Source organism: Saccharopolyspora sp. NFXS83 (genome assembly GCF_026241095.1).
In the GTDB taxonomy this organism is placed as follows: domain Bacteria; phylum Actinomycetota; class Actinomycetes; order Mycobacteriales; family Pseudonocardiaceae; genus Saccharopolyspora_C.
In genome coordinates this window covers 321,053-336,646 of the sequence record NZ_JAPFGB010000001.1, presented here as the reverse complement: position 1 = coordinate 336,646, position 15,594 = coordinate 321,053, and the positions used below count along the sequence as shown (strand labels likewise).

Here is a 15,594-nt window from a genome sequence, read left to right as displayed (position 1 = left end):
GAATTCCGATGCTAGTGCGCCTGTTCCGGATCGTGGCCCCGCCCGTGCGGGTGACGTTCCAGGCGTTGCGGTGGGGCGTGCTGCCCGCCGTGCTGTTGGTAGCGCTGTCGCTGGCCTCCGGGCTGGTGCGCACCACCGCTCTCGGCGCGTTCGCCGTGATCGTGGTGCTGAAGGGCGTCATGGTCGCCGTCGAGCACCTCGGCGACCGCGTCCCCGCCCCGCGCCTGCTGCCGGAGGTGGCCCGGTGACCACCGCCAAGAGCGCCTACCCGACCCCGATCGAAGACCTCGTGCCGCAGGCCCGGCAGCTCGCCGCCGACCTCGGTGAACTGCCGTCGCGGAACCGGCTCATGTCGGAACTGAAAATCGGAGCGAAGAAGGCCAACACCGTGCTGAATTTGCTCGGCGAGCCCACCCCAGAACCGGACCCGGTCCGGCTGCACCTGGTCTCCGAGCCGGACTCGAACGACTCCGCCGGACAGGCGGCAAAGCTGTCCGCCGAGGACCACGCCGAAGAGGAAATCCCGGAGCCGGAACCCGCCGATCCCGGCCCCGCCGAGCGCGACGAGCCCGATACTCCCGCCACCGACGACCAGGTGGAGTCGGTGGCCCCGGAGCAGGTCAGCAAGATCGCGAGCCCGGAGCCCCCAACCGTAGACAAGCCGGTTGCTCGGTGGCCGGTGCTGCTGTTGGCGTTGCCCGCGTTCGTGGCGATCTGGTCCGGGTGGGTCGGCCTGGGCGGGCTGACCGGGTTCGGGATCGTGCACCCGCTTCCGGGGATCTGGGACGGGTTCGAGCTCAACACCGCGATCACGCTCCCGATCGGCGTCGAGACCTACGCCGCCTACGCGCTGCGGGTGTGGCTGTCCGGACAGGTCCCGCACCGGGCTCGCCGGTTCGCCCAGGTCTCCGCGCTGGGCTCGCTCGGGCTCGGCGCGCTCGGGCAGGTCGCTTATCACCTGATGACCGCCGCAGGCATGACCGCAGCGCCCTGGTGGATCACCACCTTGGTCGCCTGCCTGCCCGTCGCTGTGCTCGGTATGGGCGCGGCCCTGACTCACCTGCTGCACACCGACCCCACGGAGGTGACCCCATGACCGACCACGACGAACAGCACCACGCCCAGGCCGAGCAGCAGACCGCCCGAGTGCTGCACCTGCACTCCGAACGAGTCACCACTCCCGACACCGAGCAGACCGCCCCGGCGTCGGCCGGGACGGAGGTGATCGACGGTGAGATCGTCGAGCCGCCGCAGGTCGACCAGCCGACGAAGCCGGAGCCGGGTTCGGCGTTGGTCCGGGCGGAGAAGCGGCTCCCAATCCTCCCGGCGTGGGCCAAGGACGCCGAGGAGTTCCGGGCCACCGCACGGTGGGCACTGGGCTATGCCGGGCACTCTGCCGGGTTTCACGCGGTGCGGTGCCCGGTCTACGTGGCGCGGCTCATCGTGCGGATTCCGGCAGGGGGGTTGCGGCTGGTCGGCGGTCTGTTGCGGTGGATCGGTGACGCCGAGGGACTCCCGGTGCGGCTCGCGTCGGCACGGCGTGAGGACGCCGCCGAGTACCTGAAGCTGTCCCAGCAGCGAGACGGCCGGGTCCGAGTTCGCGCGATCATCGCGGCGGGGCTTGGTGCGGCCACGCTGGCTGCGGTCCTGCTCGGGCACGCGGTGCTTCCCGCTGCCGTGCAGTGGGCTGCGGCTGTTCTCGCGTTGGCTGGTCTGGGCTGGTTGGGCGCGCCTGCGGATAAGCCGATCGCGTCGCGGGCGGTGGAGTCCACCAAGGTCCCCAAGCTCACCTCCGGCGCAGTCGAAACCGCACTGGCATCCCTGGGTATCTCCCTGATCAACCAGGCATTGGGCAAGGGCGGAACCGGAGTCGGGTTCCCCCGGCCGATCGCCCGTGACGGGAAGGGCTGGCGGGCGGATATCGATCTGCCGCCGGGGGTGACGCCGGGCGACATCATGGAGCGTCGCGCCAAGCTCGCCTCGGGCCTGCGGCGCCCGCTGGGGTGCGTGTGGCCAGAGGCCGACAACGCCGAACACGCCGGACGCCTGGTGCTCTGGGTGGGCGATCAGGACATGCGCAAGGCCACCCAGCCCGCTTGGGCGCTGCGCAAGGGGAACCGGGTGGACCTGTTCCAGTCGCAGCCGTTCGGCACTGATCAGCGCGGCCGGTGGGTGGATCTGCGGCTGATGTTCACCTCCGTGGTCATCGGCGCGATTCCCCGCATGGGCAAGACCTTCGCGCTGCGTGAGCTGCTGCTGATTGCGGCCCTCGATCCGCGTGCGGAGCTGCACACCTACGACCTGAAGGGAACGGGCGACCTCGACCCCTTGGAACCGGTCACCCACGTGCACGGCGTGGGCGACGAGCCGGAAGAGATCGACCAGGCCGTCACTGACCTGCGCGGACTGCGCGATGAGCTGCGCCGCCGGGCGAAGCTGATCCGCGATCTGGCGAAGAACGGGAAGGCTCCGGAGAACAAGGTCACGCCTGACCTGGCCAGCAAGAAGAGCTTGCGGCTGCATCCGATCGTCATCGGGGTGGATGAATGCCAGGTGTGGTTCGAGCACCCTGACTACGGCGAAGAGCTGGAGGCCATCTGCACCGACCTCGTGAAACGTGGTCCGGCGCTGGGCATCATCTTGATGCTCGCCACCCAACGCCCCGACGCGAAGTCCCTGCCGACCGGGATCAGCGCCAACGTCTCCACCCGGTTCTGCCTGAAAGTCCAGGGACAGACCGAAAACGACATGGTCTTGGGCACCTCGAAGTACAAGCAGGGCGTGCGCGCCACGACGTTCGCGTGGGAAGACAAGGGCATCGGCTACCTGGTCGGTGAAGGCTCCGAAGCTCAGATCGTACGGACCGTCGCAGGGCTCGACGGTCCGGCCGCGGAGAAGGTCGTGGCCTACGCCCGGAACCTGCGCGAGCAAGCCGGAACCCTCACCGGCCACGCCATCGGCGAGCAGCTCCAGTCCGAACAGGACACCCGCCGGGACACGCTGCTGGAAGACGTCCTCACCGTGGTGCCGGAGACCGAGAAGAAGGTCTGGAACGAACGCGTCATCGCCCGCCTCTACGAACTCCGACCCGACACCTACGGCACCTACCGGGAAGCCGCCGACCTCACCGCCGCCCTGAAGCGACACGGCATCCGCACCGGACAGGTCTGGGGCACCACCGACGAGGGCAAGGGCGCTAGCCGCATCGGCATCACCCGCGCCGACATCACCGACGAAGTCACGGAACGTAACCGCCACCGCGACGCCGGATAGCCCGCCGTGGGCCTCTAGCCCTAGACGGTGCCGCCTCTAGGTCTAGAGACCCCGCTAGACACCCATCCCATTTGCCACCAGCGCCCTAGTTCCTAGAGGCGTGCGGGCCGACCTGTGCCCGAAACCCCCTGGAGGCCACCTGTGACCCCCTCAAGCTCCGCGAGCCTGCTCCTCTTCGCCGCCCTGCTCATCGTCACGCTCGGTTACATCGCGAGCTGTGTGCTCTGGCCGTTCAAGGCGTGCCGGACCTGCCACGGCGAGGGCAAGTTCCGCTCCCCGTTCATCCGAGCCGTCCGGCTCTGCGGCGCCTGCAAGAGCACCGGACTACGGCCCCGCGCCGGGCTCAAGGCGTGGAACGCCTACCGCCGCCTGCACCGCAAGAACCGCCGCAACCGCTGACGAGATCCGCGGTCCCGCCCGGCTGCCTCTGGCCGGAGTCCGGCCGGGCGGGACCACTCACACCCCCGAAGGAGCGCACCGCTCATGTTCGCAGAACTCACGCTGCCGCTGGCGACCGCCGGATGGGCGGCCATCGCCACCGCCACGGCCGCCACGCTTCACCGCCGACTGCACACCGACGAGATGACCGGACTCGGCAACCGAGCCGCACTCCGACGCCACGCACGGCGCTACCGCCGGTGCGGGCTCGTCGGGGCGCTGCTGATCGACTTGGACCAGTTCAAGGCCATCAACGACACCCACGGCCACGACTTCGGCAACGACGTCCTGACCGCCGTCGCCGCCCGCCTCGCGGAGAACACCGCACCCGGTGAGCGAGCCGTGCGGCTGCACGGCGACGAATTCGCCCTCCACCTGGGCCGCGTCGCCCACCACGCCGTCGCGCAGCACCGGGCCGACCAGATCGCCCAGGCGCTCGCCGAGCCGCTGCACGTACGAGGCCGGCGCCTCACCGCGCTGGGCAGCGTCGGCCTGGCAGTCGCCGAGGCCGGCGCCCCGCTCGGTGAGCTGCTCGGCGCCGCTGACCGGCGGATGTACCGCGCCAAGCACGCCCGGAGAACGCCTGTGGCGCTGTCCGGGCGACCGCGCCGAGTCCGAGACCTCCCGCCGCAGCCCGACCACGCCGCCTGAAGGAGGACCACCGTGACCAACTACCTCGAACTCGCCGCCTGGCTCGCCCGCAGTGGCCTGCATGTCTTCCCTCTGCGACCGGACAGCAAGCGCCCCTTCGGTAACTGCCTGCCCTGCAAAGCCGACCAGTGCACTCCGGCGGAGTGCCACTGCCTGACCACCGTCGGGCCGTGTCACGGCTACCTGGCGGCCACCACGGACCCGGCGGTGATCCGCCGGTGGTGGACCCACACTCCGCGCGCCAACGTCGGCATCAGCACCGGCCCTTCCGGGCTGGTGGTGCTCGACCTGGACTGCAAGAACAAGCCAGCCGCACCCGCCGCGCACGACCGGCCCACCTTGGCCGCGGACGGGTTGGAAGCGCTGGAAGCCATCACCACGGCCGAAGGCGTGGATCTGCCGGAGACGCTGACCGTCGCGACGCCCAGCAGTGGGCGGCACCTTTACTTCCGCGCTCCGGCCGGGCTCGACGTGACCAGCGACGCCACCGGCCGAGTCGGCCACCAGATCGACGTCCGCGCCCAGGGCGGCTACGTGGTGGCCCCGGCTTGCCGGATCACCGCGCCGCCGGAGGACTCCACCGGCACCTACGAACGCACATCCGCCGGGGTCGGCATCGCCGAGCTGCCCGCCTGGCTGGCCCGCCGAGCCGCACCGGCGCCCCCGGTGATCGAACCGGGGAACGCTCCCAACCTCCCCGCTGGACCAGCGGGCGGCCACGCGCCCGGCTACTGGCAGCGGGTCTGGGACGCCGAGCTGCACAAGGTCGAAACCCGCGACGGCGAGCGCTGGCGGCTCCTCTACGCCTCCGCCCGGCGGCTGGCGAACCTCGCGGTCCACGACGCCGCGCCGTGGTCCGAACACGACGCCATCGACGCGCTCACGGGCGCGGCGATCCGCCGCCGCCAGCGCACCGGCAAACCGATCGAAGAGGCCACCGCGCGGCGCAACGCCTCGCGCGGCTGGCAGCGCGGCAGCTACGACGGACCGGAATCCCTCCGCAGCTTCGGCCACACCGCATGACCACCCCACTCACTTCCGGAGGCATCCGATGACGCCTGAACCCGCCCGCACCAGGACCGCACTGCTCGATGAACTCCACGCCGCCCTGACCCGGTACGTGATCCTGCCCAGCCCCCACGCCCTGGATGCCGTCGTGCTCTGGACCGCCGCCAGCCATGCACAACTCGCCTGGGCACACGCCCCGCGCCTGGTGATCCGTGCTCCGGAGAAGCGCTGCGGGAAATCCCGCCTGCTCGACGTCGTGGAGGCGACCTGCCATGACCCGTTCCTGACGGTCAACGCCAGCCCTGCGGCCGTCTATCGGTCGATCACCGAGGACCCGCCCACGATGCTCGTCGACGAGGCCGACACGATCTTTGGCCCGAACGCCGACGGGAACGAAGACCTGCGGGGGCTGCTCAATGCCGGGCATCAGCGCAATCGCCCGGCCAAGCGCTATGACGCCGCTACCAACCGGGTCGAGTCGATTGCCACGTTCGCCATGGCCGCGCTCGCCGGAATCGGCACCATGCCCGACACCATCGAAGACCGCGCCGTCATCATCCGCATGCGCCGCCGAGCCCCCGGCGAAAAGGTCGCGCCCTACCGGCACCGCCGCGACCGACCCGCGCTCGTCGAACTCGCCGGGCGCATCGGCGAATGGCTGCGCGCCGACCTGGCCCAGCTCGAACGCGCCGAACCCCCGATGCCCATCGAAGACCGAGCCGCCGACACCTGGGAACCCTTGATCGCCGTCGCCGACCACGCGGGCGGTGACTGGCCCGACCGAGCACGCCAAGCCGCTCTGACGCTGATCGCAGAATCCCAGGGCGACAACGAAGGAACCCTTCGCACCCGGCTGCTGATCGACTGCCGCACCGCGTTCGGCGATCAGTACGAGATCGCCAGCGGAGAACTCATCCGCCAGCTCAACGCTGACCCCGAAGCACCCTGGCGGGACTACGGGGCTCAAGGGCTCACACAGGCCAAGCTCGCCCGATTGCTCGGTGAGTTCGACATCCGCTCGGGCAACGTCCGCTTCCCGGATGGCAGCCAGTCCAAGGGCTATCGCCGCGCGGACTTTCTGGACGCCTGGACCCGCTACTGCCCGCCCCCTGGGGGTGAGCCGTCCCGGCCGTCCCAAGCGTCGCCGCCCAGCTCAACGCGGGACGCCTTGCACCCCTGGGACGGATCAAAGCGTCCCACCGAACCAAACCGTCCCAGCCTGACCAGCATCGCGACGCCTGGGACGGCTGGGACGGGCAACCCCTCCACCACCGAAAGGGGCGCCGCATGACCGACCGCGCCAGCAGCGATGCGGTTACCAATCTGTCCGCCCGACGCCGCACCGACTGGCTGACCGTCGAAGCGTTCTGCGGCGAACTCCAGATTTCCCGTTCCACATGGAACGACTGGCGGGCGAAGGGACGTGGCCCGCGTTGCGTCCGGCTCCCAAACGGATCACTGCGCATCCGACGCGCCGATTTCGACAAGTGGTTGAACACCCTGGAGGCCGACGCCGCATGAGCACCACTTACAAGGTTCGGATCTACAAGACCAGGCAGCGCAAGAACCGAGAAGGCAAGACCACCAGCTACCAAGTGCGCTGGGAAGTCGAGGGCACGGCGAAGCAGGAATCGTTCAAACTCTCCGCCCAGGCCGACAGTTTCCGGTCTGATCTCATCAGCTCCGCGAAGAAGGGCGAAGCGTTCGACGTCCGGAGCGGCCTGCCGGTCCGGTTGCTGCGAGTGGAACGCTCCGAATTCCCGTGGCTGCCGTTCGCCCAGGACTTCGCGGACATGAAGTGGCCGAACCTCGCCCCCAAATCCCGGAAGAGCTTGGTAGACGGCCTGGTCGCGATCTCCACCGCGATGCTCGTCGACGAGCACCCGGACCCGAAGCTGCTCAACCGAGCACTACGCCGCTCCCTCAACCCGAGCACCCGAGAAGCGCCAGCATCAGAAGACGCGCAGCAGACGACCCGGTGGTTCGTGAACCACAGCCGCAAGGTCGAGGATCTCGCCGATCCAGAGGCCATGAGAACCGTCCTGCGTGGACTCGAAAAGAAGCAGGACGGCACCCCCGCCGCTCACGACACGGTGCGGCTGCGGAGGACAACGCTGCGGGATGCGATCGGCTACGCGATCGAAAAGACGGCTCTGACGGACAACCCGTTGGAAGCGGTCAAGGGGAAGCGGCCTACCGCACGTCTCCGTCAGGTCGATTCGCAGTCGGTGGCGAATCCGGTGCAGGCTCGAACGCTGCTGCTAGCGGTAAAGGAGAAGTCGCCGAGGCTGACCGCGTTCTTCGCGGTGATGTACTTCGCCGCCCTCCGTCCCGAGGAGGCCACGAACTTGCGCAAGAACAACTTGCTCCTGCCCGCCAAAGGTTGGGGAGAACTCCACCTCACGGCTGCAAGCCCGGAGATCGCCGCCGATTACTCGGACAACGGTGTCCCGAACGAGGAACGGTCACTCAAGCACCGTGAGGACTTCACCACACGGACCGTGCCCTGTCCGCCGGAACTCACGGCGCACCTTCAGCAGCATCTCCGCGACCACGGAACCGGCAAGGGTGGCCGCCTCTTCTGGGGCACGCGGAGCCGAGAGCGGTTGTCGAGCACCGTGTACGGCCGAGCATGGGCGAATGCGCGTACGGCGACCCTGGTGCCAGCAGTGGCCAGCTCATCGCTCGCCCGGCGGCCCTACGACTTGCGGCACGCCGCAGTCTCCACCTGGCTCACAGCAGGAGTGGAACCCACGAGAGTCGCCGCCTGGGCCGGGCACAGCGTGAGCGTGCTCCTGCGGGTGTACGCGAAGTGCCTCGACGGAGGCGAGCAAGCCGCCCGTGACCGGGTCGGAGCGGCCCTTGGGCCGTGGCCAGGGATTGGCCAGAACTAGCCGCACAGAGCCGTTAGCGGCCGTACACAGCCGTACAACGCAAAACGGCCCGGTGACCCTGTTCTTGCAGGTCACCGGGCCATTTCGGCTGGTGTGCCAGGTGGAGGATTCGAACCTCCGAAGCTTTCGCGGCTGATTTACAGTCAGCTCCCTTTGGCCACTCGGGCAACCTGGCAGCGCCTGCCAGCTCGCGCTGGCTTGCGGGGACAAGAATACAGGTGTGCGTCGACCGGTTCCGGAGGGGGTGGTGCCGGTAGCGTGTCCGGGCGAGACGTCCCGTTCCAACAGGAGGTATGCGAGGTGGCAGACCCGTCGTTCGACGTGGTGAGCAAGGTGGACCGGCAGGAAGTGGACAACGCGCTGAACCAGGCCGCCAAGGAGTTGGCGAACCGGTTCGACTTCCGCGGTACGGGCACGAAGATCCAGTGGTCGGGGCAGGAGGCGATCGCGCTGGAGTCCGAGACCGAGGAGCGGTGCCGGGCCGCGATCGAGGTGTTCAAGGAGAAGCTGATCAAGCGCGGTATCTCGTTGAAGGCGTTCGACGTGGGTGATCCCGCCAGCTCAGGGCAGGTGTACCGGGTCAGCGGCAAGGTCGTGCAGGGCATCGAGCAGGACGTGGCGAAGAAGATCTCGAAGAAGATCCGCGACGAGGGCCCGAAGGGCGTGCAGGCGCAGATCCAGGGCGAGCAGCTGCGGGTCTCGGGCAAGAAGAAGGACGACCTGCAGAACGTGATCCAGCTGTTGAAGTCCACCGACTTCGACGTGGCGCTGCAGTTCGAGAACTTCCGCTGATCCCGGCCGCTTCGATGCGGGCCGGGCGCGGAACCAGGCCGGGTGCCAGGCAGGGCAGGTGCGGCACCCGGTCCGGGGATCCCGGGCGCGGCGAGCACGCCGAGCATCCGGAACACCGCCTGCCGTTGCCGTAGCCGCCCGAACACGCGCCGCCGCGACCTCGGGGGGCCCGGCAGAGCCATTCGCGTTGATCTTGAGCGGCTCAGGGGTCCACGGCGGGCGTGGAACGGGCCACTGCCGACGGGAAACTGCGGTTACCTCCAGCGTCGGGTCGTCTACCGTGGTGACGACCGACAGGCTCTGGAGGGATGTCCGGGTGAAGGGAATCGTGCTCGCGGGTGGCAGCGGCACCCGGCTGCACCCGTTGACGCAAGGCGTGTCGAAGCAACTGCTGCCCGTCTACGACAAGCCGATGGTGTACTACCCGCTGTCGGTGCTGATGCTCGCCGGGATCCGGGACATCCTGCTCATCTCCACCCCAGTGGACCTGCCGCTGTTCCAGCGGCTGCTCGGGGACGGTTCGCAGTTCGGCGTCAGCATCGAGTACGCGGAGCAGCCGCAGCCGAACGGCCTCGCCGAGGCCTTCGTGATCGGCGCGGACTTCATCGGCTCCGCCCCGGTGGCGCTGGTGCTCGGCGACAACATCTTCTACGGCCAGGGGTTCTCCCGGGTGTTGCAGCAGAGCACCCGGGACCTGCACGGGTGCACGCTGTTCGGCTACCCGGTGCGCGACCCGCACCGCTACGGCGTCGGCGAGGTCGACTCCGGCGGGAAGCTCGTGTCCATCGTGGAGAAGCCGGAGCAGCCGCGGTCCAACAAGGCCATCACCGGCCTCTACTTCTACGACAACGACGTGGTGGACATCGCCCGCGGCCTGACGCCGTCGCCCCGCGGCGAGCTGGAGATCACCGACGTGAACATGGCCTACCTGCGGCAAGGGCGGGCTCATCTGACGGAACTGGGCCGGGGCTACGCCTGGCTGGACACCGGTACCCACGATTCGCTGCTGGAAGCGGGCCAGTTCGTGCAGGTGCTGGAACACCGCCAGGGAGTCCGCATCGCGTGCCTGGAGGAGATCGCGCTGCGGATGGGCTTCATCTCCGCGGAGCAGTGCCACGCCCTCGGCACCAAGCTCGCCAAGTCCGCCTACGGCGAATACGTCATGGAAGTGGCCCGCTCTGCCGGCGCCACCACCTGACGTCGTCCCCGCGAACGCGACTCACGGCATGAGGCGTCGGCCCGCCATGCCTTCCAGGCGTTGCACCCGGTCGCTGATGGGCGGGTGGGTGGAGAACAGGCGGGCCATCCGCTCACCGGGGCGGAACGGGTTGGCGATCATCAGGTGGGACTGCGAGACGAGCTTCGGATCCGGGGCGAGCGGGGCCTCCTGCGTGCCGCGCTCCAGCTTGCGCAGCGCCGAGGCGAGCGCCAGCGGGTCCCCGGTGAGCTCGGCGCCGGACGCGTCCGCCTGGTACTCGCGGGAGCGGCTCACCGCCATCTGCACCACGGCCGCCGCCACCGGCCCGAGCAGGGCGATCAGCAGCATCGCCACCGGGCTCGGCCGGTTCTCGTCGTTGCCGCCGAACATCCCGAACAGCATCCCGAAGTTCGCCAGGAACGTCACCACGCTCGCCAGCGCCCCCGCGACGCTGGAGATCAGGATGTCCCGGTTGTAGACGTGGGACAGCTCGTGGCCGAGCACGGCGCGCAGCTCCCGCTCGTCGAGCAGTTCGAGGATGCCGGTCGTGCAGCAGACGGCGGCGTTGCGCGGGTTGCGGCCGGTAGCGAACGCGTTCGGCGCCCGGGTCGGGCTGAGGTACAGCGCGGGCATCGGCTGACGGGCGGAGGTGGCCAACTCCCGGACGATGCGGTACATCGCGGGCTGCTCCGCTTCGGACACGGGACGCGCGTGCATGGAACGCAACGCCAGCTTTGCCGAATTGAAATAGGCGTAGCCGTTCATGCCCAGCGCCACGACCAGCGCGACGACCAGGCCCATCCGGCCGAACAAGGAACCGACCAGAAGGACCAGGGCGCTCATCCCGCCGAGCAGCAGCGCGGTCTTGAGCCCGTTGAAATGCCCGCCCACTACGCCACGCCCTCCGTGCCTGTCGCTGCTCACCGTGCTTCTCCTCCGGGCTCTGCTGGAACGCCCTCGACCTGCGACGTCACTCGTCGACGTGGTCGGGAGTCATAGGGAAAACGCTTGGCGCACGACCGAAGTTCCGCACTCGTGGGTGCCGCACGCCACCCGAGAGGTCCAGACCGATTCGACCATGGTGCAACGATGACCTGCAACGGCGCGATCAGACCACATGGGACCGGGACGCCAAGATCCATCGGGCCTAGCATGGCCGCGCCACCGAAAGAACAACTTTCCCGCCTGGGGGTTGGCGGGAGAGCGGAAAGGATCCTAGATGTTCGCCAAATTGCGCAGGCGCCGCGGCAACACCGGCGCCGCACCACGGCCCGGCGCCGGAAACGCCGGATACCTCCCGGAAACCCCCCTCGATGGCGGCGTGATCAGCTGCCAGGTGCACGACGAGATGGGCAAGCTGCTGCCGGGGGCGCTGGTCACCATCACCGACCGGCTCAACCAGCAGATCGCGCACTCCGAGACGGACAGCTACGGCTCGTTCCTCGCAACGGTGCAACCGGGCATGCACAAGATCTCGATCAGCGCGGGCGGGTTCAAGCGCAAGAGCGCGCGCATCGAGGTGCGGGTCAACCAGCACACCTCGCTCGGCGGCGTGCGGCTGGAGTCGGACAACTCGCTGGCGCTGCCGCAGCCGGGGGTGTGGACCTTCGACCCCACCCACACCGAGATCCACTTCGTCGCGCAGCACGTCGGCATGTCGAAGATCCGCGGCCGGTTCAACTCCTTCGAGGGCCAGATCCAGGTCGCGCCGCGCTTCGAGGACTCCCGGATCGACGTGGTGATCGACGCCGACAGCATCGACACCGGCGTGAACATGCGGGACACGCACCTGAAGTCGGCGGACTTCCTCGACGTGGAGAACTACCCGAAGCTGTACTTCAGCAGCACGAAGTTCCACCAGGTCCGCGGCGACCGCTGGCTCATCGACGGCGCGTTCACGCTGCGCGGCAGCAGCAGCAACGTGCAGCTCGACACCGCCTACCTGGGTCAGCGCACCTGGCAGGGCCCCGGGTTCGACAGCGACCGCCGGGCCGCCTGCCGCGCCACGACCAGCCTGCGCCGCGAGGACTACGCCGTGAACTGGCAGGCGACGCTCGCCAAGGGCATCGCCGTCGTAGGCCCCACCATCGACATCGAACTCGGCGTGCAGGCCGTGCTGGAGCAGTGATCGCTTCGCGCCGACGGTTGCGGGGAACCGTCGGCGCCCCCGGCTGATCGGCTCAGCCGTGCAGTTCCATCGTGCAGCACTTCGGGCCACCGCCCGACTTGCGCAGCTCCGAAACGTCCACGTGGATCGGCTCGTACCCGCGCGACCGCAGCTGCTCGGCGAGTCCGGTCGCCTCCAGCGGCAGCACCACGTTCCGGCCGTCCGAGACGCCGTTGAGCCCGAGGCACGAGGCGTCGGCGGCGTCGGCGATCACCGCGTCCGGGAACAGCCGCTGCAGCACTCGCCGCGAACCCGGCGAGAACGCCTCCGGGTAGTAGGCGATCTGCGGGTGCGCGCCCTGCTCCAGGACGAACAGCGCGGTGTCCAGGTGGTAGTAGCGGGCGTCGACCAGCCGCAGCGAGACCACCGGCACGCCCAGCGCCTCCTGCGCCTCCGCGTGCGCCTCCGGGTCGGTGCGGAAACCGGTGCCCGCCAGCAGCAGGCCGCCCGTCCACGCGAAGTCGCCCTCGGCCTCGTTGATCCGCGCGGGCATCACGATCTCGCGGTAGCCGTTCTCGCTGAACCAGCGGCGGAAGTGCTCGGCTTCCGCCGCGCGCTGCTCGGCGCGGAACCGGGAGCCCAGCACCCGGCCACCGACGACGGTGCCGGAGTTCGCCGCGAACACCATGTCCGGCAGTCCGGGCTGCGCGGGCACCACCGACACGGCGTGGCCGAGGCGCTCGTAGGTGTCCTTGAGCTCCCGCCACTGCCGCATCGCCACCGCGACGTCGACCGGTTCGTCCGGATCCATCCACGGGTTGATCACGTACTCCACCGCGAAGTGCTCCGGCGGGCACATCACGTAGTTGCGCAACGTGGGAGTGCGGGCGCCGGGGCGCGGCGCGGCGTGCTGATCCGCGAATGCGGCGGTGACCGTCATGATACGAAATCTAATCGGGCCTCCGACGACGTTCAATAACGCTCCATTGCGCGAAATGCGGCAGTATGTTGCGCATGGACACCTTGGATCAGCGAATCGTTTCGCAGCTGGTGACGGACGCGCGGGCGAGCTACGCCGAGATCGGCGCCGTGGTCGGGCTCTCCGCCCCCGCGGTGAAGCGCCGGGTGGACAAGCTGCTGGACGTGGGGATCCTCCGCGGGTTCACCGCGGTCGTCGATCCGGAGGCGCTGGGGTGGGGGACGGAGGCCTTCGTCGAGGTGCACTGCCACGGCAACGTGCCCACGCACCGCATCCGCAGCGGCCTGGAACCGCTGCCGGAGGTGGTGGCCGCCTACACGGTGTCCGGCCCGGCCGACGCGATCGTGCACCTGCGGGCCGCGGACATCCACCACTTGGAGACCGCGCTGGAACGGTTGCGCGCGGTGGAGTTCATCAGCCGCACCGTGTCGACGGTGGTGCTGTCCAGGCTGCTGGAGCGTCCGCCGCAACCGTGAAGGCCCGCGCACGACGAAGCCGCCCCCGCCCGGTGCGGAGGCGGCTTCGCCCACTTCTCGCGGAGGTTCAGTCGTTCCAGGCGACGAAGCCCGCTTCTTCGGCGTCGGCTTCGCTGCGGAACCAGACCTCGGCGACGATGCGGTCGTAGTGCGGTGAGTCCGGCGCGTGGTAGCGCCGCGAACCGAAATCTCCCTTGATCATGTGGCCGTCCTGCTGCGACGGCTCCTGCGGCGCGGCCAGCGACTCGCGCCTGCGGTTGGCCTGCGCCTGCGGGTCGGCGTGCCAGGCCGCCCCCGGCGAACGCGGGGCCTGCGGCATGCCCGGGCGCGGCCCGGCGCCGGGCGTGCGGCGCGGCAACGGGGTCTGCTCGGACTCGGCGATCACCGGCACGTCCGGGGAGTGGCTGGGCGTGCCCGCCAAGTCGGCGAACTCGCTGCCACGGCTCTCCACCAGCGCACGCAGGTTGCCGGCGAAACCGTGGTCGTCCCCGCGCTCCTCGGTCTGGTCGGACGCGGCGGGTTCCGCGGGGAGCTCCGGTTCGGGCTCCGGTTCCGGAGTCGGCTCGGCGGTCTCCTCGACCGGTTCGTCGGCCGTTTCGGCGGCCCGTTCGGAGGCGGGCCGCGGCGAGCTCGCCAGGTCCGAGAGGCCCAAGGCCGCGGACAGCTCGGCCGCACCGGACAGTCCGGGTGGGCCGGACCTGGCCGGAGCCTCGGCGCCGGTGTCTGGCCGCGCGAAGATCTCGGTGCCGCCGTTGGTCGATTCCGCGGACCGCGCCGGCTCAGCGGGATCGGCGTCGTCCGGCGCGGCGTCCTTCTGGAACCAGGTGCTCGCGGACTCGACGGGACGGTCGGCCACCGGGTCGACGGACGCGTTCTCACCGCGCCCGAGCGCCTGCCCGATGTCGGCGGCGGACGGACGCGGGGCGTCCTGCTCGGCGTCGTGGTCGGCAGGGATGGTCCACGGCGCGGGCCGGTTCGCGGGCGGCGGCGTCTCGTCGTCCCGGCCGCGGCTGGGCCACCAGCCGCCGCTGGAGCGGCCCGCGTACGCGCTCTCGTCCTCCTGCCACGCCCCGGTGGGCCGGGCGGGCGGAGTCGCCTGCTGCTGCGGGCGCTGCTCGGTGGGGCGCGCCGAGTCGTCGTCGACCACGAGGTCGGCGACCTGCGAGCCGCCCCGCACCGACACCTCGGCGCGAGCATCGGCCCCGGCTGGCTGCTCCGCGCCCGGGTGCGGCAGCCGGGCGGTGTGCGCCGGCTGCGGCGGCGGCGCGGGGACCTCCGGCAGCGGCTCCTCGTCCGGTTCCTGCTCCCAGCGCGGCTGGACCGTGGTGCGCTCGACCTTCCGCGGCGGCGCCGGGTCGTGCGGGCGCCGGGCCTGCCGGTCGTTGCGCGTGCCCTGCTGCGCCACGTGCTCGGCGAACTCGGACCTGACCTTGCGCAGCTTCCGCCGCAGCGGCACCACGAACAACAACCAGGTGATCACAGATCCGAGCAGGAACGCGGCGACACTCCACAACCACACCTGCGTAAACAGCCACACCACCGGCGACGCCCTCCTCCAAGGCCACGTGGGGCACCGTGAGCTTCGACAGGCTACGCCGAACACGCTGCGCTCCGTACCTCGGCGCAGCCCATCCCTCGAACCGGGCTCTGAATCGAACCCGGAAGAGCGGATCAGCGCGCCTAGTGTTCAGTTCCCGGCACCTTCGAGAACCTCCGTCCACGCCTTCGTGGAAGCCGGAGGTGCCACCCATCCCGGCCCGCGGGCCGGCCCGACGCCG

At 69.9% G+C, this 15,594-nt stretch carries 16 protein-coding genes and 1 tRNA gene; 13 read left to right on the top strand and 4 right to left on the bottom strand.

Features of this window, described 5'->3' with window-relative positions; genetic code table 11:
* Positions 1-8: 8 nt before the first annotated feature.
* The 9 genes from OOZ19_RS01685 (at position 9) to OOZ19_RS01645 (ending at position 8,264) form a co-directional block, all read left to right on the top strand.
* Positions 9-248, top strand: coding sequence for a hypothetical protein (locus OOZ19_RS01685; protein ID WP_266087411.1), 240 nt, complete (start codon positions 9-11; stop codon positions 246-248).
* Positions 245-1,096: an ABC transporter permease gene (locus OOZ19_RS01680; protein ID WP_266087409.1), complete on the top strand. Its 852-nt coding sequence runs from the start codon at positions 245-247 to the stop codon at positions 1,094-1,096. Before OOZ19_RS01685 ends, OOZ19_RS01680 begins: the two co-directional genes overlap by 4 nt.
* Entirely contained in the window at positions 1,093-3,273 is a 2,181-nt protein-coding gene (locus tag OOZ19_RS01675; protein WP_266087407.1) for an FtsK/SpoIIIE domain-containing protein, read from the top strand. The genes OOZ19_RS01680 and OOZ19_RS01675 overlap by 4 nt, the downstream gene beginning before the upstream one ends.
* 141 nt (positions 3,274-3,414) lie before the next feature.
* Entirely contained in the window at positions 3,415-3,672 is a 258-nt protein-coding gene (locus tag OOZ19_RS01670) for a hypothetical protein (protein ID WP_266087405.1), read from the top strand.
* A gap of 84 nt (positions 3,673-3,756) precedes the next feature.
* A complete protein-coding gene (locus OOZ19_RS01665; protein ID WP_266087403.1) occupies positions 3,757-4,362 on the top strand; it encodes a GGDEF domain-containing protein in 606 nt (201 codons plus the stop codon).
* A 12-nt stretch (positions 4,363-4,374) separates the two neighbouring features.
* Positions 4,375-5,385 carry a bifunctional DNA primase/polymerase gene (locus tag OOZ19_RS01660; protein WP_266087401.1) on the top strand — a complete coding sequence of 337 codons (1,011 nt, stop codon included), beginning with the start codon at positions 4,375-4,377 and terminating at the stop codon, positions 5,383-5,385.
* 28 nt (positions 5,386-5,413) lie between these two features.
* Positions 5,414-6,661 carry a DUF3631 domain-containing protein gene (locus OOZ19_RS01655; RefSeq protein ID WP_266087398.1) on the top strand — a complete coding sequence of 416 codons (1,248 nt, stop codon included), beginning with the start codon at positions 5,414-5,416 and terminating at the stop codon, positions 6,659-6,661.
* The gene (locus OOZ19_RS01650) at positions 6,658-6,891 is read left to right on the top strand and encodes a helix-turn-helix transcriptional regulator (RefSeq protein ID WP_266087396.1); all 234 of its coding nucleotides are present in this window, start codon (positions 6,658-6,660) and stop codon (positions 6,889-6,891) included. Before OOZ19_RS01655 ends, OOZ19_RS01650 begins: the two co-directional genes overlap by 4 nt.
* Positions 6,888-8,264 carry a tyrosine-type recombinase/integrase gene (locus tag OOZ19_RS01645; protein WP_266087394.1) on the top strand — a complete coding sequence of 459 codons (1,377 nt, stop codon included), beginning with the start codon at positions 6,888-6,890 and terminating at the stop codon, positions 8,262-8,264. The genes OOZ19_RS01650 and OOZ19_RS01645 overlap by 4 nt, the downstream gene beginning before the upstream one ends.
* Positions 8,265-8,358: 94 nt before the next feature.
* Here the strand turns inward: OOZ19_RS01645 and OOZ19_RS01640 are convergent.
* Positions 8,359-8,439: transfer RNA gene (locus OOZ19_RS01640), tRNA-Tyr, on the bottom strand.
* A 125-nt stretch (positions 8,440-8,564) separates the two neighbouring features.
* Here OOZ19_RS01640 and OOZ19_RS01635 point away from each other — a divergent pair.
* Both OOZ19_RS01635 and rfbA read left to right on the top strand, forming a co-directional pair.
* Complete coding sequence (locus tag OOZ19_RS01635) at positions 8,565-9,056, top strand: YajQ family cyclic di-GMP-binding protein (protein ID WP_266087392.1); 492 nt, start codon at positions 8,565-8,567, stop codon at positions 9,054-9,056.
* Positions 9,057-9,372: 316 nt separating this feature from the next.
* Positions 9,373-10,254, top strand: coding sequence for a glucose-1-phosphate thymidylyltransferase RfbA (rfbA, locus tag OOZ19_RS01630; protein WP_266087390.1), 882 nt, complete (start codon positions 9,373-9,375; stop codon positions 10,252-10,254).
* Positions 10,255-10,275: 21 nt separating this feature from the next.
* On the opposite strand, the gene htpX is transcribed toward rfbA, so the two are convergent.
* The gene (gene htpX / locus OOZ19_RS01625; RefSeq protein ID WP_266087762.1) at positions 10,276-11,145 is read right to left on the bottom strand and encodes a zinc metalloprotease HtpX; all 870 of its coding nucleotides are present in this window, start codon (positions 11,143-11,145) and stop codon (positions 10,276-10,278) included.
* A 328-nt stretch (positions 11,146-11,473) separates the two neighbouring features.
* Between htpX and OOZ19_RS01620 the strand changes: the two genes are divergently transcribed.
* A complete protein-coding gene (locus OOZ19_RS01620; RefSeq protein ID WP_266087387.1) occupies positions 11,474-12,382 on the top strand; it encodes a YceI family protein in 909 nt (302 codons plus the stop codon).
* Positions 12,383-12,434: 52 nt separating this feature from the next.
* On the opposite strand, the gene ddaH is transcribed toward OOZ19_RS01620, so the two are convergent.
* Positions 12,435-13,301 carry a dimethylargininase gene (gene ddaH / locus OOZ19_RS01615; RefSeq protein WP_266087385.1) on the bottom strand — a complete coding sequence of 289 codons (867 nt, stop codon included), beginning with the start codon at positions 13,299-13,301 and terminating at the stop codon, positions 12,435-12,437.
* A 74-nt stretch (positions 13,302-13,375) separates the two neighbouring features.
* Between ddaH and OOZ19_RS01610 the strand changes: the two genes are divergently transcribed.
* The gene (locus tag OOZ19_RS01610; RefSeq protein WP_266087383.1) at positions 13,376-13,816 is read left to right on the top strand and encodes an Lrp/AsnC family transcriptional regulator; all 441 of its coding nucleotides are present in this window, start codon (positions 13,376-13,378) and stop codon (positions 13,814-13,816) included.
* 67 nt (positions 13,817-13,883) lie between these two features.
* Here OOZ19_RS01610 and OOZ19_RS01605 read toward each other — a convergent pair whose 3' ends face one another.
* Positions 13,884-15,356, bottom strand: a complete 1,473-nt coding sequence (locus OOZ19_RS01605; RefSeq protein ID WP_266087381.1) for a sunset domain-containing protein — start codon at positions 15,354-15,356, stop codon at positions 13,884-13,886.
* Positions 15,357-15,594 lie beyond the last annotated feature (238 nt).